Origin of the sequence: Sphingobium sp. LSP13-1-1.1 (assembly GCF_040676415.1) — a bacterium.
Classification (GTDB): Bacteria; Pseudomonadota; Alphaproteobacteria; order Sphingomonadales; family Sphingomonadaceae; genus Sphingobium.
The window spans coordinates 493,454-510,473 of sequence record NZ_JBEGHU010000001.1; the positions used below are offsets into that span (position 1 = coordinate 493,454).

Annotated in this window: 11 protein-coding genes; 3 read left to right on the top strand and 8 right to left on the bottom strand. The window is 62.5% G+C overall.

The features are described from left to right. Positions 1-91 precede the first annotated feature (91 nt). The gene (locus tag MRBLSP13_RS02085; protein WP_363736414.1) at positions 92-1,351 is read left to right on the top strand and encodes an MFS transporter; all 1,260 of its coding nucleotides are present in this window, start codon (positions 92-94) and stop codon (positions 1,349-1,351) included. 119 nt (positions 1,352-1,470) lie between these two features. On the opposite strand, the gene MRBLSP13_RS02090 is transcribed toward MRBLSP13_RS02085, so the two are convergent. After that, complete coding sequence (locus MRBLSP13_RS02090) at positions 1,471-4,014, bottom strand: TonB-dependent receptor (RefSeq protein ID WP_363752374.1); 2,544 nt, start codon at positions 4,012-4,014, stop codon at positions 1,471-1,473. Between the two features lie 372 nt (positions 4,015-4,386). Between MRBLSP13_RS02090 and MRBLSP13_RS02095 the strand changes: the two genes are divergently transcribed. After that, on the top strand, positions 4,387-5,823 hold the full coding sequence (locus tag MRBLSP13_RS02095; RefSeq protein ID WP_363736416.1) for a hypothetical protein: 1,437 nt from the start codon (positions 4,387-4,389) through the stop codon (positions 5,821-5,823). Positions 5,824-5,863: 40 nt separating this feature from the next. Here the strand turns inward: MRBLSP13_RS02095 and MRBLSP13_RS02100 are convergent, their stop codons facing one another. From MRBLSP13_RS02100 to MRBLSP13_RS02110, 3 genes are read right to left on the bottom strand one after another with little or no spacing between them, the layout of a single operon-like run. After that, positions 5,864-8,980 (bottom strand): efflux RND transporter permease subunit, encoded by a 3,117-nt coding sequence (locus MRBLSP13_RS02100; RefSeq protein ID WP_363736417.1) that lies wholly within the window; start codon positions 8,978-8,980, stop codon positions 5,864-5,866. A gap of 4 nt (positions 8,981-8,984) precedes the next feature. Next, entirely contained in the window at positions 8,985-10,100 is a 1,116-nt protein-coding gene (locus MRBLSP13_RS02105) for an efflux RND transporter periplasmic adaptor subunit (RefSeq protein WP_363752376.1), read from the bottom strand. Position 10,101: 1 nt separating this feature from the next. Beyond that, a complete protein-coding gene (locus MRBLSP13_RS02110; RefSeq protein ID WP_363752379.1) occupies positions 10,102-11,412 on the bottom strand; it encodes a TolC family protein in 1,311 nt (436 codons plus the stop codon). 335 nt (positions 11,413-11,747) lie between these two features. Between MRBLSP13_RS02110 and MRBLSP13_RS02115 the strand changes: the two genes are divergently transcribed. Beyond that, on the top strand, positions 11,748-12,659 hold the full coding sequence (locus tag MRBLSP13_RS02115; RefSeq protein WP_363752382.1) for a glucosamine inositolphosphorylceramide transferase family protein: 912 nt from the start codon (positions 11,748-11,750) through the stop codon (positions 12,657-12,659). Here the strand turns inward: MRBLSP13_RS02115 and MRBLSP13_RS02120 are convergent. The 4 genes from MRBLSP13_RS02120 to MRBLSP13_RS02135 are packed head-to-tail and all read right to left on the bottom strand — an operon-like array spanning position 12,571 to position 16,989. Beyond that, entirely contained in the window at positions 12,571-13,710 is a 1,140-nt protein-coding gene (locus MRBLSP13_RS02120; RefSeq protein ID WP_363752384.1) for a glycosyltransferase family 4 protein, read from the bottom strand. The genes MRBLSP13_RS02115 and MRBLSP13_RS02120 overlap by 89 nt on opposite strands. Next, positions 13,707-15,008, bottom strand: a complete 1,302-nt coding sequence (locus tag MRBLSP13_RS02125; RefSeq protein WP_363752387.1) for a lipopolysaccharide biosynthesis protein — start codon at positions 15,006-15,008, stop codon at positions 13,707-13,709. The genes MRBLSP13_RS02120 and MRBLSP13_RS02125 overlap by 4 nt, the downstream gene beginning before the upstream one ends. After that, positions 15,005-15,796 (bottom strand): glycosyltransferase family 2 protein, encoded by a 792-nt coding sequence (locus tag MRBLSP13_RS02130; protein ID WP_363752389.1) that lies wholly within the window; start codon positions 15,794-15,796, stop codon positions 15,005-15,007. Before MRBLSP13_RS02130 ends, MRBLSP13_RS02125 begins: the two co-directional genes overlap by 4 nt. Continuing rightward, positions 15,793-16,989, bottom strand: a complete 1,197-nt coding sequence (locus MRBLSP13_RS02135) for a hypothetical protein (RefSeq protein ID WP_363752392.1) — start codon at positions 16,987-16,989, stop codon at positions 15,793-15,795. Before MRBLSP13_RS02135 ends, MRBLSP13_RS02130 begins: the two co-directional genes overlap by 4 nt. Positions 16,990-17,020: the final 31 nt, after the last annotated feature.

Here is a 17,020-nt window from a genome sequence, read left to right on the forward strand (position 1 = left end):
CTGCTCCAGGCTTCGTCCGTTTGAGCGAATTGCAATTCCCTTTGGGAAGATAGGCCAAGCACGAAGACCGACGACAGAGAGGATGCCAGCCATGACGCATTTCAGCGGATCCCCCCAATCGGCCAAGGAGGAGTGGCGCAGATATTGGCCGGTGGTGCTGGGCGGCGCGATGGGCTATTCCTGCATAGGTCTTCAGACTTTCTGCTTCGGCCCGTTCGTGGGTGCGATCGAGCAGGAATTTGGCTGGTCGCGCGCGCAGACCATGTCCGGTTTTACGGTCATGTCAGGGGCGGCGATACTGTTCAACCTGCTGGGCGGACTCGCGGTCGATCGCTTCGGTGCGCGGCCCGTCGCCCTTTTCGGCCAGTTGCTGCTGTGTTTGTCCTTCGCACTGCTGTCCCAGGCGGACGGAAGCATGGGCAACTGGATTGCGCTTTGGGCGCTGGTGGCACTGGCTGTTGGAATGATGCAGGGTCCGGTATGGACCAGAAGCATCGCCGCCCTGTTCGACAAAGGGAGAGGGCTAGCCATTGCCGCCGTGCTCAGCGGTTCATCCCTGACGGCGGCCCTCGCGCCGCTCATCGCGACGGCACTGATCGAAGCCTTTCAATGGCGCGCAGCGTTGATCGGTACAGCCGCCATCTGGCTCGGCCTTACGCTGCCCTTCTCCGTCAGCCTCTTTGCCCGGCCGACCGGCCCGGCGCGATCCGCAGCTGCGCCGATGGGCATGGATCCGGCCTCTTCCCTCCCCGGCGTGACAGCGCGGGAAGCCATGCGCCAGCCGGCCTATTGGCTGATCGTCGGCGGCATGTTCAGTTTCATACTATATACGATGGCGCTCGCGCCCAATCTGGTTCCCCTTCTGATGAGCAAGAATATCAGCCTTGGGGCAGCGGCGCAGATCGCGGCGCTTGTCGGCATCGTCGGCCTGGTTGCCCGACTTTCGGTCGGGCATCTGCTCGACATCTTCCCCACCCATATCGTCGCGACCCTCATCTTCCTGTTGCCCCTGTTCGGCCTGGGGTTGATGATGCAGCACGATCCCGGCGTTGGCGTGCTTGTGATCGCGACGGCCATTTTCGGGGCTACCGTCGGCGCGGAGAATGACGTCGTCATCTATCTGGTGTCGAAATATTTCGGCATGCGCAGCTTTGGCGCACTGCTTGGCGGCATCAATTCGATCGCCGCGGTCGCCGCGACGATGGGGCCGATCGGCGCCGGCTGGATATACGACCGGACCGGCACTTACGACATGATGTTGCTGGTCCTGGGGGGGGTCATGGGTCTGGGCGCGCTTGGCATGTTCGCGCTGGGCAGGCTGCAGCCGCCGGTACCCGTTCCAACCATGTAGGGCATTTCCACATCGCGTCCCGCTCGGCGAGGAACACCGCGACCCGAACGTCCGGGCGGCGAATGCGACAGACGCAAAAAACCGGGCGATGCAATCGCATCGCCCGGTGGTCTTGTTGATCAGAACTTGACTGACAGCGTCGCGCCATAGGTGCGCGGATCGCCCCACTTGCAAGCGGCGTAGCCGATGCTGTTGAGGTTATTGCTGCAGTAAAGCTTGTAATAATTGTTCGTGATGTTCGATCCCCACAAGGCAAGGGAGAAGTTGGATTCGAAAAGTTGATCGAACGACAGGCGCGCGCCAAGCGTATCGAAAGCAGGCGTTCCGAAATTACCCTGCACCGCCAGCCCCTTGGTTTTCGTGCGGTAGAAGTAATTCACGCTCAAACGCGTCTTGGCAAAGCTTTCGGGGATGAAGTCGGCCTCATACGTCCCAGAGAGCGTCAGCGTCTGGCGTGGAACACCCGCGAATTCCTTGCCCGAAAGGTCCACCCCACCCGCGAAGTTGATGGGATTGGCCGCGTTGACCGGATTGGCAGGGTCGGTAGGCTGAGGCACGATAGAACCACTGCCATAGCGGCCAACCTGATAGGAATAGCCGGCATTCAACTCAAGCTGCGGGACCGGCTTGATCGAACCTTCCACTTCGATGCCTTTGATCGTGGCCTTGCCGACATTGAGGAGGATGAGTTCGGTGAACACGCCGCCACCAGAGCAGCCTACGTTGTCGTTGGTGCAGAATTGAAGGATATCCGACGTCTGGATATCGCGATATTTGCCGATAAATCCGGCAATGTTCAGACGATAGGGAACGCTGCCCAGGCGCCCCTGATGTTTGAGCCCCAATTCGAAGTCCGTAATCTTCTCCGGTCCGAACATGCTGAATTCAAGAACTCGGGTCGTCGGGTTCGGGCCGCCTGCCTTGAAGCCCCGGCGCGAGGCGAAATACAGGAGTGTGTCGGGCGTCGCTTGATATTCCAGCGATCCTGTCCAGGTTACAGCCTTATAGGTCCGATGGTTCGTCAAAGAGCATTCAGCGCCATTGTTCACGCCGACAGCATTGCCGAAAGTGCCGTTCAGTTCGTTGCATTGTCCTTGCGGGAACGCAGGATTCCACGACTGCACTGTCTCCGTAGACGTAGAGTAGAAACCTTCCCCCCGCATCTCTTTCTTGTCGCGGGTATAACGCGCGCCCAGCGTCAGGCGCAGGCCGTCCAGCCCGACACCACTGAAATCATAGGTGCCCTGAGCAAACGCAGCCATCGATTCGGTCGAATCCCGCATCGCTCCATGCTTCTCAAAGGCCGGACCGTAGAAAGATGCGGGGCCGACGACGAAGGATGAATTGACGTTATACTGATGCTTGACATGGGCATAGTACAAGCCGGTAATCAGATTGAGATTACCCCATCTTCCGATGACCTGGAACTCATCAGAAAATGTTTTATACTGATTTCGATAATATGTGTCGTTGTTCGTAGCCTGACCTGTCACAAACCCTGGAGGCGCGCCGAACAACGTACCGAAGTCGAAAGTCATTCCGGTAATTCCCGAAGGATCCTGAAAGTCCAGAGCCTCCTCATAGCGGGCGCCGATGATGTTCTTCAGCGTGACCGCGTCACTCAGTTCGAAGCTGGTGGTATTGGCGATCCCATAGACTTCGGAACGTGCCCCGAAGCCTGTCAGGGCAGGATAACGCGCATTGGTGAGCGTTTTACCAATGCCCGTGAAGGCGACCGAGCGGAATGGATTGCCTTGGCGCACCAAAAGACCGTTGGCCGTGTCCACAAGAGGAGTGCTGCCACCAAGGGCGCTTTGCTGCGTCACCGCCTGCTGCGTGACGCTGCGGAAGAAATTATTTGCGAGCGGCGCAGCCTCGATCAAGGACGGCGTGGGTATTTCGTCTTTGTGAATATAGTCGAATGTCGTGAGGTTTTCAAAACGATCGCCCGGTTTCACCAGAAGGGAGACACGGAAACTTTCGTTGTTTCGGTCGTTGAGATCCTTGCCACCCGGACGCAGATTCTTGAAGAATCCATCCTGCCTCTCGATTCGCCCGGCGATGCGGAGCGCCGCCACTTCGTCGATTAGGGGAATGTTGCCCATCACGGTGCCCTGGACGCGATTGTAATTGCCCATTTCCAGGTCAAAACGCGCTTCAGGATCGAATTTGGGCCGGGCGGTGGTGAAGACCATGGCGCCACCCATCGAATTCTTGCCGAAGAGCGTCCCCTGGGGACCCTTTAGCGCCTGAACATTTTCAAGGTCATAGAGAGACAGACCGCGCGTACTTTGCGCAACGCCGTTGACATATGTCACGACGTTCTCATCGGTATAGAGAACCTGACGCTGTCCGCGAATGATGAATTCGGGCAGGCTTGGATTGTTATTGCTGGGCTTGATCTGCAGATTGGGGACACTGAACTGAAGATCGTTCACTGCAACCACGTTTCGGCGTTCCATGGACGCCGCCGTCAATGTCGTCACGGCGACCGGAATTTTCTGTTGATTTTCCTCGACCCGGCGTGCCGTCACGATGATATCTTCAAGATTGCTGGCCTGGTTGCCCGACTGCGCCTGCGCGATAGTCGACGACCCAGCCATTGCAATCGCAATACACGCAGCGGAGACGGTGTAGTGGAATGCGGGTTTTACGGCCCTCATATTCATCCTCCCATTTCTACCTCTCCATGACCCCGGAGATGGTGCAACGAATCTACCACCGGCGTTCGCCATAATTTTAGGCCGAACGGACTAGAGAGGGTTCCATCTGGTCGAATCAGATTGCCGTCATTGATTTTTTGCGTGAATTCCTGACCGAAGACAGCTTCCGATCGAATGGATTCGCTCTGGTCCGCATATAAATGGTTTGAACGGCACCCCCAGCCATGGCTTTCCACAGGGCGGCTGTCCGGCCAGTCCGCCGCGACGCGCGTGAGCGTCCGGTCTTAGCGAAAGCAAGTTCATGCTCCATGAGGATTGCATCATGCTGACTGGATGAAGCTTCGCATATCAATATATTCGGGAAGTCACCTGATGGAGGCAAGCAAAGCGATGGAGGGCAACCCAGAACAGCGGATGGGCTCCGCGCCGACCTGGCCGATGATCGCTGCATGCTTGCTTCTGGCCGCATCACTGCCGCTGTTCTGGCCAGGCATCGCCGCATATGACACTATCGTCCAGTATCGCGAGATACTGAGCCAAAGCTACACCGACTGGCATCCGCCGGTGATGGCGCGGCTCTGGTCCCTGTTCGCTTTCGCCGGGCCTAGCGCCGCGGTTCTGCTGGTCATCCAGATGGCGGCATATTGGATCGGACTGGGATTGACAGGACAGGCGGTCGGCAACAACCGCAAGGCTGCGGCGCTGCTGGCCGTCGGTGCGTCGCCACTGCTGCTCGGCTGGCTCGCGGTCGTGATCAAGGACAGCCAGCTTGCAGGTGCGTTGACCTTGGCCACCGGCATTGTCAGCGCTTATCGATTGCGCGGCAGGCCCGTTCCCCTTACCGCCTCGACGATCGCCATTGTCTGCCTGGTCTATGCCACGCTGGTCCGCGCGAACGGCGCCTTTTCCACAATACCCATCGCGATGCTGCTCTTGCCCCGGCCGCGCAATGACCTTGCATGGATCGCGGCCATGATCGTGGCGATCCCGGCCGCGCTGCTTCTGTCCCAGCCGGTCAATCATGTCCTGCTTGGCGCGCGCGACAGCGGCGTGCGCAGCAGCCAGCCGATATATGACCTTGCCGCGATAGCCGTCCGGACGGACGACCCGTCCTTCGGCCTTCCGCGTCCGTCCATCTGGGTGCTGCAGGCGCATCATTGCGTCAAGCCGCTGTTCTGGGATCCTCTCGACGAAAATGCCACATGCGCCGCCGCCATCCGTCCCTGGAGCCACGCATCGCTCGGCCAGCTCTTCCGCCAATTTTCCAGAGCGCTGGCGACACATCCCGCCGCCTATGCTGCCCATCGGCTCGCGCATCTGAATTCGACCGAGCGCTGGCTCGTGCCATTGCACTGGCCCCTGGCAGCGCCGCCGATGCGATCGGAACCCAATGATCTGGGTTTCGCCGACCCCTCGCCCATTGCGATGCAATGGCAGAAGGCCGCAGGATGGATGACGGACGTTCCCCTGGCGTGGCCGATCCTCTGGACCGTGGCTGCCATTTGGGGATTGTGGAACGCCTGGCATCGACCGGCGGATGCGCGGCGCGACCTTGCAACGGCGCTGTTCCTCTCCGCGCTCTTTCAGGAGGCGAGCTTCGTCCTGATCAGCATTTCGTCCGACCTGCGCTATCACCTCTGGGTCATGCTGGCGACGGCGCTGGGGTGGATCATCCTTTGGCAGCCGGGGAAAGCCCTGCACGCAAGGAGGCTGGCTTTGCTGACGATGGCATTTCTTCTCGTCTCGGGCGCCATGGCGCGCGCCACCCTGCCATCGCCGCCGACGCACTATCACGACCTCATGAACTGACGTCCCAAGCACTTTCGACCGCTGTTCAGAAGGCGGCAGGTCAGGCCGGTTGCCGTTCGCGCTCTATCCACAGCAGTGAGAGAGGCAAGAGCAGCAGCATGAACAAGGTTGCGGAGATGATGCCGCCGACGATGACGCACGCAAAGGGACGCTGCGTCTCGGACCCTATCCCCGTCGACAGCGCCGCCGGCAGCAGGCCCAGCCCCGCCATCAGGGCCGTCATCAATATCGGCCGCAGGCGGTCGATCGCACCCTCCACCACGGCCTTGCCAAAGGCGTCGCCATTTTCAAATCTGTGGGTAATATGCTCCAGCATCACCACGCCATTCTGGACGGAGATGCCGGCGACAGCGATGAATCCGACAGCCGCGGATACCGACATATGAAGGCCTGCGAGCGCGAGCGCCGCAACGCCCCCGATGGCGGTGAAAGGAACCATCGCAAGGATCAGCAGGGCCGATCGCACCGAACGGAACGCTCCGAAAAGCAGGATGAAGATGCCAAAGAGCGCGATGGGAACGATCATTTCCAGCCGCTTCATGGCGCGCTGCTGATTTTCGAACTGGCCGCCCCAAACCATCCGGTAGCCGGCGGGCAGCTTCACCTGCTCGGCCACCGCCTTTTGTGCATCCGCCACGAAGCCGCCCTGGTCGCGACCGTCGACATTCGCCTTCACCGCGACGTTGCGACTGCCATTTTCGCGGCTGATGCGGGACGCGCCCATTTCAACGCTGATATGCGCAACCCCGCCCAGCGAGATGGTGCCGCCCGCCGGCAGCGGAATTTGCAGCTGGGCGACATCGTCGATCGCATTGCGCTGGTCCGCCGCAAAGCGCACGACAATGTCGAAATTCCGGTCACCTTCATAGGCTGAGCCGACCGTCGCACCGCCGAACGCCGTCGCGATCGCCTTGTTGGCATCATCGGAATTCAGGCCGTACCGGGCCATGGCATCCCGATCCAGCACGGCGCGCACTTCGGTCTGGCCGCCGATCTTCACGGCATCGACATCCGAAGCGCCCGGCACGGCCGCAACCACGCGCGCTGTCTTTTCGCCAAGCGCTTCCAGGATGTTGAGGTCGGTGCCGATGATCTTGATGGAGATTTCGCCCTTCACGCCGGACAGGCTTTCCTCGACACTGTCCTCGATCACCTGGCTGAAATTGGTCGGCACGCCGGGTATGGCGGCGATCTTCCTGCGCATGTCGTCCTCCAGCGCCGCCTTGGTCGGGAATTGCGGACGCCATGTGTTCCGTGGCTTGAGGTCGATCAGCATCTGCATGCTGGACGGCCCCTTGGGGTCGGTACCGTCGTCAGGGCGCCCGGTTTCCGAACCTACATGGGCGACTTCAGGATAGGACAGCATGATCCCGCGAATGCGCGCTTCCACCTTGCGGGTGGTGTCCATCGATGCCGACGGGGTCAATTGCACGGTCAGCCAGATATTGCCTTCATCAAGCTTGGGCAGGAATTCCGAACCCAGACGGGGCACCAGCGCGACCGTGATGAGCAGCACCAGCGCGGAGGCGCCGAACAGAACCTTCGTGCGCGGCTGCGACCGGGTGATGATCCGCCGATAGCCATCCTTCAGCCGGTCCATCCACGCAATGTGCTTTTCAGCCATGTCGTAGCGTTCCACCAGGAAACCGAGCACGGCGGGCAGAAAGGACAGGGTGAGCACCAATGCGGCGCCCAGCGCGAAGGACAGCGTCAGCGCCACCGGCGAGAACATCTTTCCTTCCACCCGCTGGAAGGTGAAGATGGGTACAAAGGCCATGATGATGATGGCCTTTGAAAAAAGGATCGGCCGCGCCAGGCTGGTGACCGTATTGCGCAACACCTGCTTGCGACGGATCTTGTCGGGCTGGGTACCCTGATGTTTCGCTGCCTCCAGCGCCAGTGCGACCATCAGCGCTTCGACCAGCACCACGGCGGAGTCGATGATGATGCCGAAATCGACCGCCCCCATGGAGATCAGATTGGCCGGCACATTGGCAAAGCTGAGCCCGGAAAAGGCAGCGAGCAGCGCCAGCGGAATGATCGCCGCGACGACGAGCGCGGCGCGCCAGTTGCGCAGGAAGGCGAGCAGCAGCACCGTCACGAGCGTCGCGCCGACGACCAGGTTTTCTGCGACCGTCTCGACCGTGCGGTCCAGCAGCTTCGTGCGCTGATAGGTCGCCCTGATCTGGATCGGTTCATGCCCCGTTCGCTGGGCGTCAAGGCGGAACTGCGCGTTCAGCCTGTCCACCGCCTCGCGGACGCCGGCGACGACCACAGCGGCATTCTGGCCCTTTACCATGGTGACGATGCCTTCACTCACATCGTCCTTGTGGTCATAGGCGACCATGCCGCTTCGTTCGGGCGTGCCGATCTTCACGTCACCCAGGTCTCGAACGCGCACGGTATTGCCGTTCTGCGCCTTGACCACGGTGTTCCCGACATCGTCTATGCCCTGATAAAGGCCGATGCCGCGCACCACGACAACCTCGTCGCCGCGCGGAATGACGCCGCCGCCGACGTTGGAATTGGCGTTGCCCACCGCCGACTGGATGTCGGCGACCGTAACGCCATAGCGTTTGAGCAGATCCGGACGGATCAGGATCTGATATTGCTTGATGCTGCCGCCAAAGCTGGTGACGTCCGCGACACCTGGCACCATGCGAAGCGCCGGACGCACCACGAAGTCCTGGATCGCGCGCGCTTCGTACAGCGGCATGTCCTTGGGCTTGTCGAGAACATAGCGATAGACTTCGCCGACCGCGGTGGAAAGGGGCGCCAGGCTGGGCACGACGCCGTCCGGAAGATCGGCGTCGCGCAGCTTTTCAAGCACCTGGGATCGAGCGAAATAATCGTCGGTCCCGTCGTTGAAGATCAGCGTGACGACGGAGAGGCCGGTGATCGAGACCGAACGGATGTCATTGACCCCTGGCGTCCCGGCCAGCGCACGCTCGATCGGCAGCGATATGGAGCGCTCGACCTCCTCCGGCGCCTGCCCCGGCCGCTGGCTGATGACGACCACCTGGACGTCCTGCACGTCCGGAAAGGCCTCGATCGGCAGCGTCGTCACGGCGCTGCCGCCAACGATGATCAGAGCGACCACCATCATGATCACGAATATCCGCTTCTCCACGACGAAGCGGGCCAGACGTTCCAGCATCGATTCAGTCCCCGGAGAACTGTGCGTTCAGCAGCAAGGCGCCCTCGCCCACGATGTGATCGCCGTTGCGCAGGCCGGCGATCACATAGGAATAGGCGTCGCCGCGCTCGCCCACCTCTACCGCCACGCGTCGGAAGCGGCCCCCACCTTCGGCACGGAAGACATAGTTTTTCATCCCTGATTCGAAGATCGCGGCATTGGGCACCTTGATCGCGCGACGGCCGTCATCCGTCGTCAGACGCGCCCGGGCGTACATTTCGGGTTTCAGCGCAAGGTCGGGATTGTCCGCTTCCGCGCGTACCTGGACGCGGCGGGTGGCGGGATCGACCGCGAGACCGATCTGGGTGACGGTTCCGCTGAAGTGGCGGTCGGGATAGGCCGGAACATCGAATTCGATCCGTTCGCCAACACGCACGCGGCCGACGGAATCTTCGGGCACATCGACATTGACCCAGAGATGACGCGGATCGGACACCGTGTAGAGCGGGCTCTGCCCGGCTGAAATCTGCTGCCCAGGGTTGATCTGCCGATCAATGACATATCCGCCGACCGAGCTTGTGAGCGGCAAGGCATCGCCGCTCCCGCCGCCCAGATTGCGCAGCCGCAGGCTGGCGCGCTCCAACTCGGCGGATGCGGAGGCAGCATCGGCCTCGGCCGCATCGACGTCGCGGCGAGCTATGGCGCCGCCCGCGAAGAGCATCCGCGAACGTTCCATTTCCCGCGCCTTCAGATTGCGCTGCGCCTGCGCCGTCAGCAGGTCTGCGCGCGACTGGCCCACATCGGGCGCATCGAGATAGGCGAGCGGCTGGCCCGCCCGAACGGCCTGACCGATATCCGCCAGCACCCGTGTCACGCGACCCGCCACGGGCGCGCCGACGCGACTGGTGCGCGCTTCATCCAGGACGATGCGGGCATTGAGATCGGCGGAAACGGGCAAAGGACCGCTCGACGCCGTTACCAGTTGCAACGAATCCAGTTCTGGCGAACCCGGCGCATAGCTGATCATGTCCGGCGATTTTTTCGGCGCCTTGGGTGGCGGCGCATCGGCGGCGCCACAGGCTGCAAGCAGCATCAGCACAGCCAGCGAGGCGCCGGAGCGCAGAGGAAAACTCCTCGTCATATCAGCGATCGTCTCCGGTAGTTTCAGCGGCGCTTAGCCGCGCAATGGCGTTGGCCACATCAGATTGCGCATCGATCGCGCCCAGTTCGACGGCGCGCAGCGAACGGCGGGCGTCCAGCAGTTCCATCAACGATGTGGCGCCGTGGCCATAGGCGAACTCAGCCACCTCCGCCGCCCTGCGGGCCGCGGGGAGCTGCGTCGTGTCGAACGCGCGCTGGCGATCGACGGCTTCCTGGAGCGCCTGTCGCGCAATCAGGATGTCGGCCGTGGCGACCGAGATCGCCTTGCGTTCCTCGGCTTCCGCCTGGACCAGCGCGGTCTCGGCAGCCTCTCCCTCTCCGACATAGCGATTCCGGACGGGGATGGGCAGGGACACGCCCAGACCAACCGAGTCACCGACGCCCAGGGCACCGCTGGCGCGTTCATACTGGACCCCGACCGTCACGTCGGGATGGCGCAGCGCACGCGCGCCATCGACATCACGCCTCGCCGCCATGGTCCGGGCCTGCGCCGCGAGAACATCCGGCCGACGCAGAGCGATCAGATCGGCCGCCTGTTCATTCATGCCGCCGGGTGCGGGCCAGTCGCCGGTCGTCGCCAGCATGTCCGATTGCACCTCTCGCCCAATCAGCGTTCCCAGCGCGAGTTGCGCGACATGCCATTGGGTGACGCTCTGCGCCGCGTCGGTGCGGGCGCGGGCGGCCTCCACCGTCTGCCGGGCGAGATCCCCGCTGGAGAGAGCCCCGACGTGCTGCTGCTTGCCTGCAATGGCGAGGCTGTCGGCATAGCTGCTGGCTATGGTCTGCAATATCCGGACGCGGTCTTCGGCCGCCTTGAGGTCGAAATAGGCGTCATACACGGCCTCGCGCATGTCACGGCGCGCACTGACCAGATCATCCTGCGCCGCGTCGATCAGCGCGTTGGCCGCCGCCGTTCGCGCGCGCCGCTTGCCCCCCCGCTCAAGCGGAAGGTCGACGCGGGCCACCGTGTCGGCCAGCCGGTCATAAGGAACAACCCCGATTTGCGACGGCCGGATCTGCGTAGAATTGACGCTGAACACCGGATTGGGCGCCGTATCGGCCATGCGGAGGTTCGCCTGCGCGGTTTTCAGCGCAAGACGGGCACGGATGACGTCGATATTCGCCTCGTCCGCCAGGGTCAGGGCGGCATCCAGGCTGATGGGCGCGGCGGCTGTCTCTGCTTGCGCGGGAATAGCCGCAATCGCCGGAAGCGGATGCAGAATCGCTGCGCAAAACAGGCATGCCGCCAGGCTCGCGAACCGCGAGCCTGGCGCAACGTTGGAAAACGGCATTGGCGGCTGAACATTCCCTGAAGATGGACTTGGCCCATCTATCAGAAGGGAGGCGTGCCGCAAGATTGTCGATCAATCTAAACTAAATTTAATATAGGCGTAATTCGTCATTTTTGGCATATTTATGACAATGATGGATATGAGTATTTTATGATAGGATATTATATCTTATAAATAGCTGAAATCTCTATGCATATATTGCGATTATTGCTTCAACATCTGCCGAAGACTTTGCAAGACAACAGACATTTGACGATGGAGTGATCCCCCAAGCCAGGGCAATCCATGCCAGCATGTCGGCTTCACGCCCCCCGATACAATTGATATGGACCATCATGCCCCGGCGTAAGGACATATGGAGATGCGGGATACTCGCCCGCCCGTTGGAACATGTTCTGGTGACCGGCGCGATGGACGGGCCGGTCACCTGGCTTGCCGAGGAACCGTCCTTCCAGTTTCTGGCCGACCCTTTCGGCTTGCGCGACGAAGAGGGGCGGTTGCATCTGTTCGTTGAGCAATATGATTATCGTTCCCGGCACGGAACAATAGAAAAGCTGCTTTTCGATGAACATATGCAGCTTGTGGATCGCAACCCCTGCCTCAGCGAACCTTGGCATCTCTCCTATCCGCAGGTCTTTGCCGCAGACGGCGCCGTCTGGATGCTGCCCGAAGCGCACCGGTCGGGAGCCCTGACGCTTTATCGCGATCATGGCGGTCTTCTGGACTGGCGGCCCGAATGCCGCATCGCACTGGATTGCGTGCCCGTCGACGCCACCATCCTCCGGCGGGACGGACGCTGGTACCTGTTCTATTCACCAGCGACGACCAGAACCACGAAGCTGGCCCATCTTCATGTCGCCTGGGCGGACAGGCTGTGCGGCCCATGGATTCCCCACCCGGCCAATCCCGTGCGGATCGACCCCCGTTCCTCCCGTCCGGGCGGGACCGCTGTCACGCTCGGCGACAGGATCATGCTGCCGGTGCAGGATTGCACCGCCACCTATGGCGGCGCACTCAGGCCCCTGTGGATCAATCGCCTGGATGAGCAGCGGTTCGAGGCGGAGGCCGGCGATGCCCTGATACCCCCCGCCGACGTCGGCGACTACAGCCAGGGCATGCACAGCTTGACGGCATGCGGCGACATCACCCTGTTCGACGTCAAGCGGATCGACGCATCGCTGCGGGGCCTGGCGCTGGACGTTCAGCGTCAACTGGGACGATTTCGTTCAGGATCGCGCCGCCCGTAGCCGCAAACTGCGCCCAGGAAAAGCGATCCAGCATGTCGGCCCGCGCGGCCTGCCCCATCGCATGCAGCCCGTCCGGCTGCGACAGCATGGTCTGGAGCGCCCGCGCCAGAGCGTCGGCATCGCCGGGCGGAACGATCAGGCCGGTCGCATCCTGACGGATGGAATAGGGCAGTTCCCCCACCGACGACGCCAGGACGGGAAGCCCCGCCGTCAATGCCTCATGCGCGGCGATGCAGAATCCCTCCGACCGGGAGGGTTGCACATAAGCATGCAGGTTCGAAAGAAAGGCGTGCGGCTGATCAACGAAGCCCGGAAAGGCGATGGTGTCGAGCGCCGCGCTCGCTGCCATGGCCTCAAGTCTTTGCCGTTCCGCGCCCTCGCCTCCAATCACGAACTGGACGGGAGTAGCGGGGGTGAAGCCGCCAGCCTTCAACCGGGCCAGCGCAGCGATCAGCAGGTCATAGCCTTTAACTGGATGCAGGCGGCCAAGGCTGCCGATGCGAAGCCATTCGCCCGGCTGCCACGGCCGCGCCTCGACCATTGCCGGATCGGCCGCGAAGATAGGCCAGCATCTCAGGCGCTCCAGCGGAACCCCGAGCCGTTCCGCGGTCAGGTCCGTCACGGACCGGGAATCCCCTACCCACAACGTCGCGCGCCGCAACAGCAGCCGCATGAGGCGCCGGTTCCAGGGCTTGAGGAAGGCCGCATGCTGCCAGCAGATCACCGGCAGGCCCATGGACGGACCAAGGATCAGGCTGAGGATCGTCGCGCGGCTCAACGACGACCAGATATGGGTCGCGCCCCAGGCCCGCAGTTCGCGCCGAAGCCAGAGCGCGGCGGCGACATGGTCCGTCAGGCCGCCCTCGCGCACGGCGGGATCCAGCCCCGCCGCCGCCATGGCGGGAAGGCCCCGGCGATCCCGGGGGGTAAGCGCGAACAGGCGCACCTGCGCTCCGCCATCGCGGAGCACGCGGGCTATGGCGGGAACGGGCTGGCTTGCCCCTCCCCCCTCCACGGAGTTGATGACATAGGCGATCCGCGGGCGGCTCAATGAAGCTGGCTCCGCCGCCACACCAGGCCTGAAAGCAGGGCGCTGGACAGCAGCGCCTGCCCCACCGCCTGCAAACCGGCGCCCATCAGGCCAGCTTCGCTCAGCAACCATGGCAGTATCGGAAGAAAGATCATGCTGGCGAACAGGTTGGCGCTCATCGACAGGGCGGGATATCCCATAGCGGACAGGGCCGAGCTGCACGGCGGCCCAATGACCGCGATCATGCGCGCGGCGATCAGCACGACCATGATGCCGCCCGCCGCCTTGAACGCCGTCCCGCCCAGCAGCGTGATGATCGGCGTCGGGAAGAGTGCGGCGATCAGGACGACGGGCGCCGCCGCGGCCAGGGCGATGCCCACGACCCGGACCAATGTCCTGCGCAACGGAGCGCCGCCTTCGCCCGCCGCCACCATGCGCGCCAGTTCGGCATAGGCGGTGTTACCCAATATCTGCGCGGGTTGGGCGATGATCACGGTGGCGCGCTGGGCGATGGCGAACAGCCCGGCCATGGCCGGTCCAAGCACCCAGCCGACGATCAGCGGCGCTATGCGGCCGGCCAGTTCGTTCAGTGTGACATCCGCATTGCTGGCGACCAGGAAGCGCCAGATGCCGGGATTGTCGGTCCTCGCGCTGCCGCTTTCGGGACGATGCAGGACGGGCCCCAGACGGCGGCGCGCACACCACCACCCCATGCCCCAGAGCACCGCGAATTCGGCCAGCGCGGCGATCAGCCATGCGACCAGAAAGCCGGCGATGCCCCATCCCGTCAATAGCGCCAGCAGCGCGCCGGCCAGTCGGATCGTCGGCTGAACCAGATTATGCACCCCGATAAGGTCGAAACGGCCTATCAGTTGCAGATAGCCGGCAGGTACCGAACGCACCGACCCCAGCACAGCGAAACTATAGGGAATGGCGAAGGCGACCGTCTGGGGTGGCCAGCCAAGATGCGGCCCGACGAACGGGGCCAATATCATCGCCACCAAGATCGCTGCGGCACCCCCGGCGAGTTCGACCGTGGTGCCGAACCGCAGAAGCCTGGCGAGCCGATGGGGCGAATTGTCCGCCGTCGCCTCCGCGCCATAGCGAATGATCGCCTGCCAGGCAGGAAATTCGACGATACCGCAAACCGCCGTCACATAAGCATGGACCAGCACCAGAATACCATAGTCGCGCGGCCCGAGGGCGCGGGCCGCGATGACGAGGTAAATCAGGCTGATGACACCCGCGCCCGCCTTTCCGCCGAGCACAAGTCCCAATCCCTTGAATATGCGCCCTGCAATTCCAACGCGTTCCGTCATGCCGATGGCGAAGCCCAATCCTTGTTCCGCAAGGCGACGCCCATGCTGTTGCGGGCGGCAAGGCGGCGCCCCAGGAAATGATAGAAATACCAGTCTAGCGCCCTGCCGGGCAAATAGCGATAGAGCAATCGCTCTGCCCTGGTCCAGCTTACGGCATCGCGTGATACGCGCCGTTCCGAGGGGAAACAGACATGGTCGGGATGGTAGACCACGCGGCCATGGCGCATGATGCGATGGACGATCTCATGATCTTCCAGCACATAGGGCCAGCGCGCTGCGTCGAAGCCGCCGCCGGCGCGCAGCGCCGCGGTGCGGAAGGCCTGCGCATAGCCGCCGGCATGGCATTTGGTCGCAAAGCGCCGGCCCTTGCGCAGGATGAAGGCGATGCGGCGCTGCGAACGCATATCCTCTGCCGGCGCATAAAGGTCGATCGCCATCACCGCCGCGGCGCCGTCATGATGGCCGAACAGGGCGATGATGCGCCTTACATAATCGGACGGGTAAATGGTGTCCGCGTCGCAGGTGGCGACCAGCGGCGTATCGACCTGCGCTAGACCGGCCGCCAGCGCATTGATTTTCCCCGGTGTGGGGCAGGAGAGAATTCTCGCGCGGTCGCCCAGAGCCGCGATATGGATGGCCGCTTCGGCCGCGCCTCCATCCGTCGAACCGTTGTCGATCAGCAGCAGCAGGAAGCGCTCGTCATTCTGCGCGACAAGGCTGTCGATCGTGCGGCCGATCCATCCCTGTTCATTGAAGAAGGGAAGGATGATGGTCAGCAGCGCCGTCACGCCGCGCGAACGGCCGAAAGGGGATCACGACCGGTGCTTCGGCGCTCTGCCAGCATGGCGATCGCCTCCGCCGCCCTTTCGGACGAGGGACGGCCATTCAGGTCGAAGCTCTCGGCGAACAGCCTTTCCTGCACGGCGCGGTATCGTTCGTGGTGCAGAGCGTCCGCGCGGTCGAGCGCGGAACTCAGCGCTGCGGGATCGGAAATGACTTCACCGGCTTGCCAATGGGCGAAGTTGGGATTCCCTTCCCATTGGATTGCGTGGCTGTTCAGGAAGATGCAAGGGCGCGGACGAAGCAGGAATTCATAGATCTGGCTGCTCGCATCACCCAGGTAGATGTCGGCAGCGGTCGTGTAGCTCATGTCCGTGGACGCGCGGCTGCCCAGGTCGATGTGGATGTTGTCCCCGTGCAGATAGCGGTTTTCGATCACGCCCGCCCGGCTGATCGTCAGCCTGTCGATGGTGACCACGAACGGCCGTTGAAACAGCATGACATGGGGCGCGAACAGCAGGGCCCGATCGTCATGGCGCTGGAAATGGTCAAGCACCTGCCGCCCATGCCTGTACCAGGACGAAAGGTGCGGCGAGGGATGCGGATTGTAGAGCACGGTCGGCCGATCGCGCTCCACATGATAGCTGCGTCCAGCCTGGCGGATCATGTCGAACTTGGGATAGCCGACGATGCTGATGGCGTCCGGATCAACCTGCGCTTCGGTTATCAATCGGCGGCGGATCTTCTCGCCCGAACAAAGGACATGGTCAAAGCGCGCGCTGGCCTTGTCGAAACCAATGGCCCGGTCACCCGCACCGTGGCGGGTATGCACGATGAACAGATTGTCCAGGCGATAGCGCGACCTGAGCAGCAGCGATGTTTTTTCCGCGACGACCAGAATATCAAGGCTGCGGAAGAAATCGAGATTGTCGCGATAAACCAGCAATTTGGAGGCCGGGACGACATGTTCCAGCAGCCGGCTGATCCTGGCCGTAGAGGGGGAGAGCGAAAGTTCCACATGCTGGATTTTCGAATCCAGCCATTCCCCGGCCAGTCGCCTGACTTCGGCGGCCAGTTGACCGTTGGTGGTGGCGACCATGATTTCGCCTGCAAAGCCCCCCTTTGCCAGCGCGATGGCAATGGGCAGGCTGTGGGCGATCTGATGAATCTGATCGTGGTTGAACAGAAATCCTATGCGCATTTGCCTGTGACGCCGCCGCCACCAGCATACC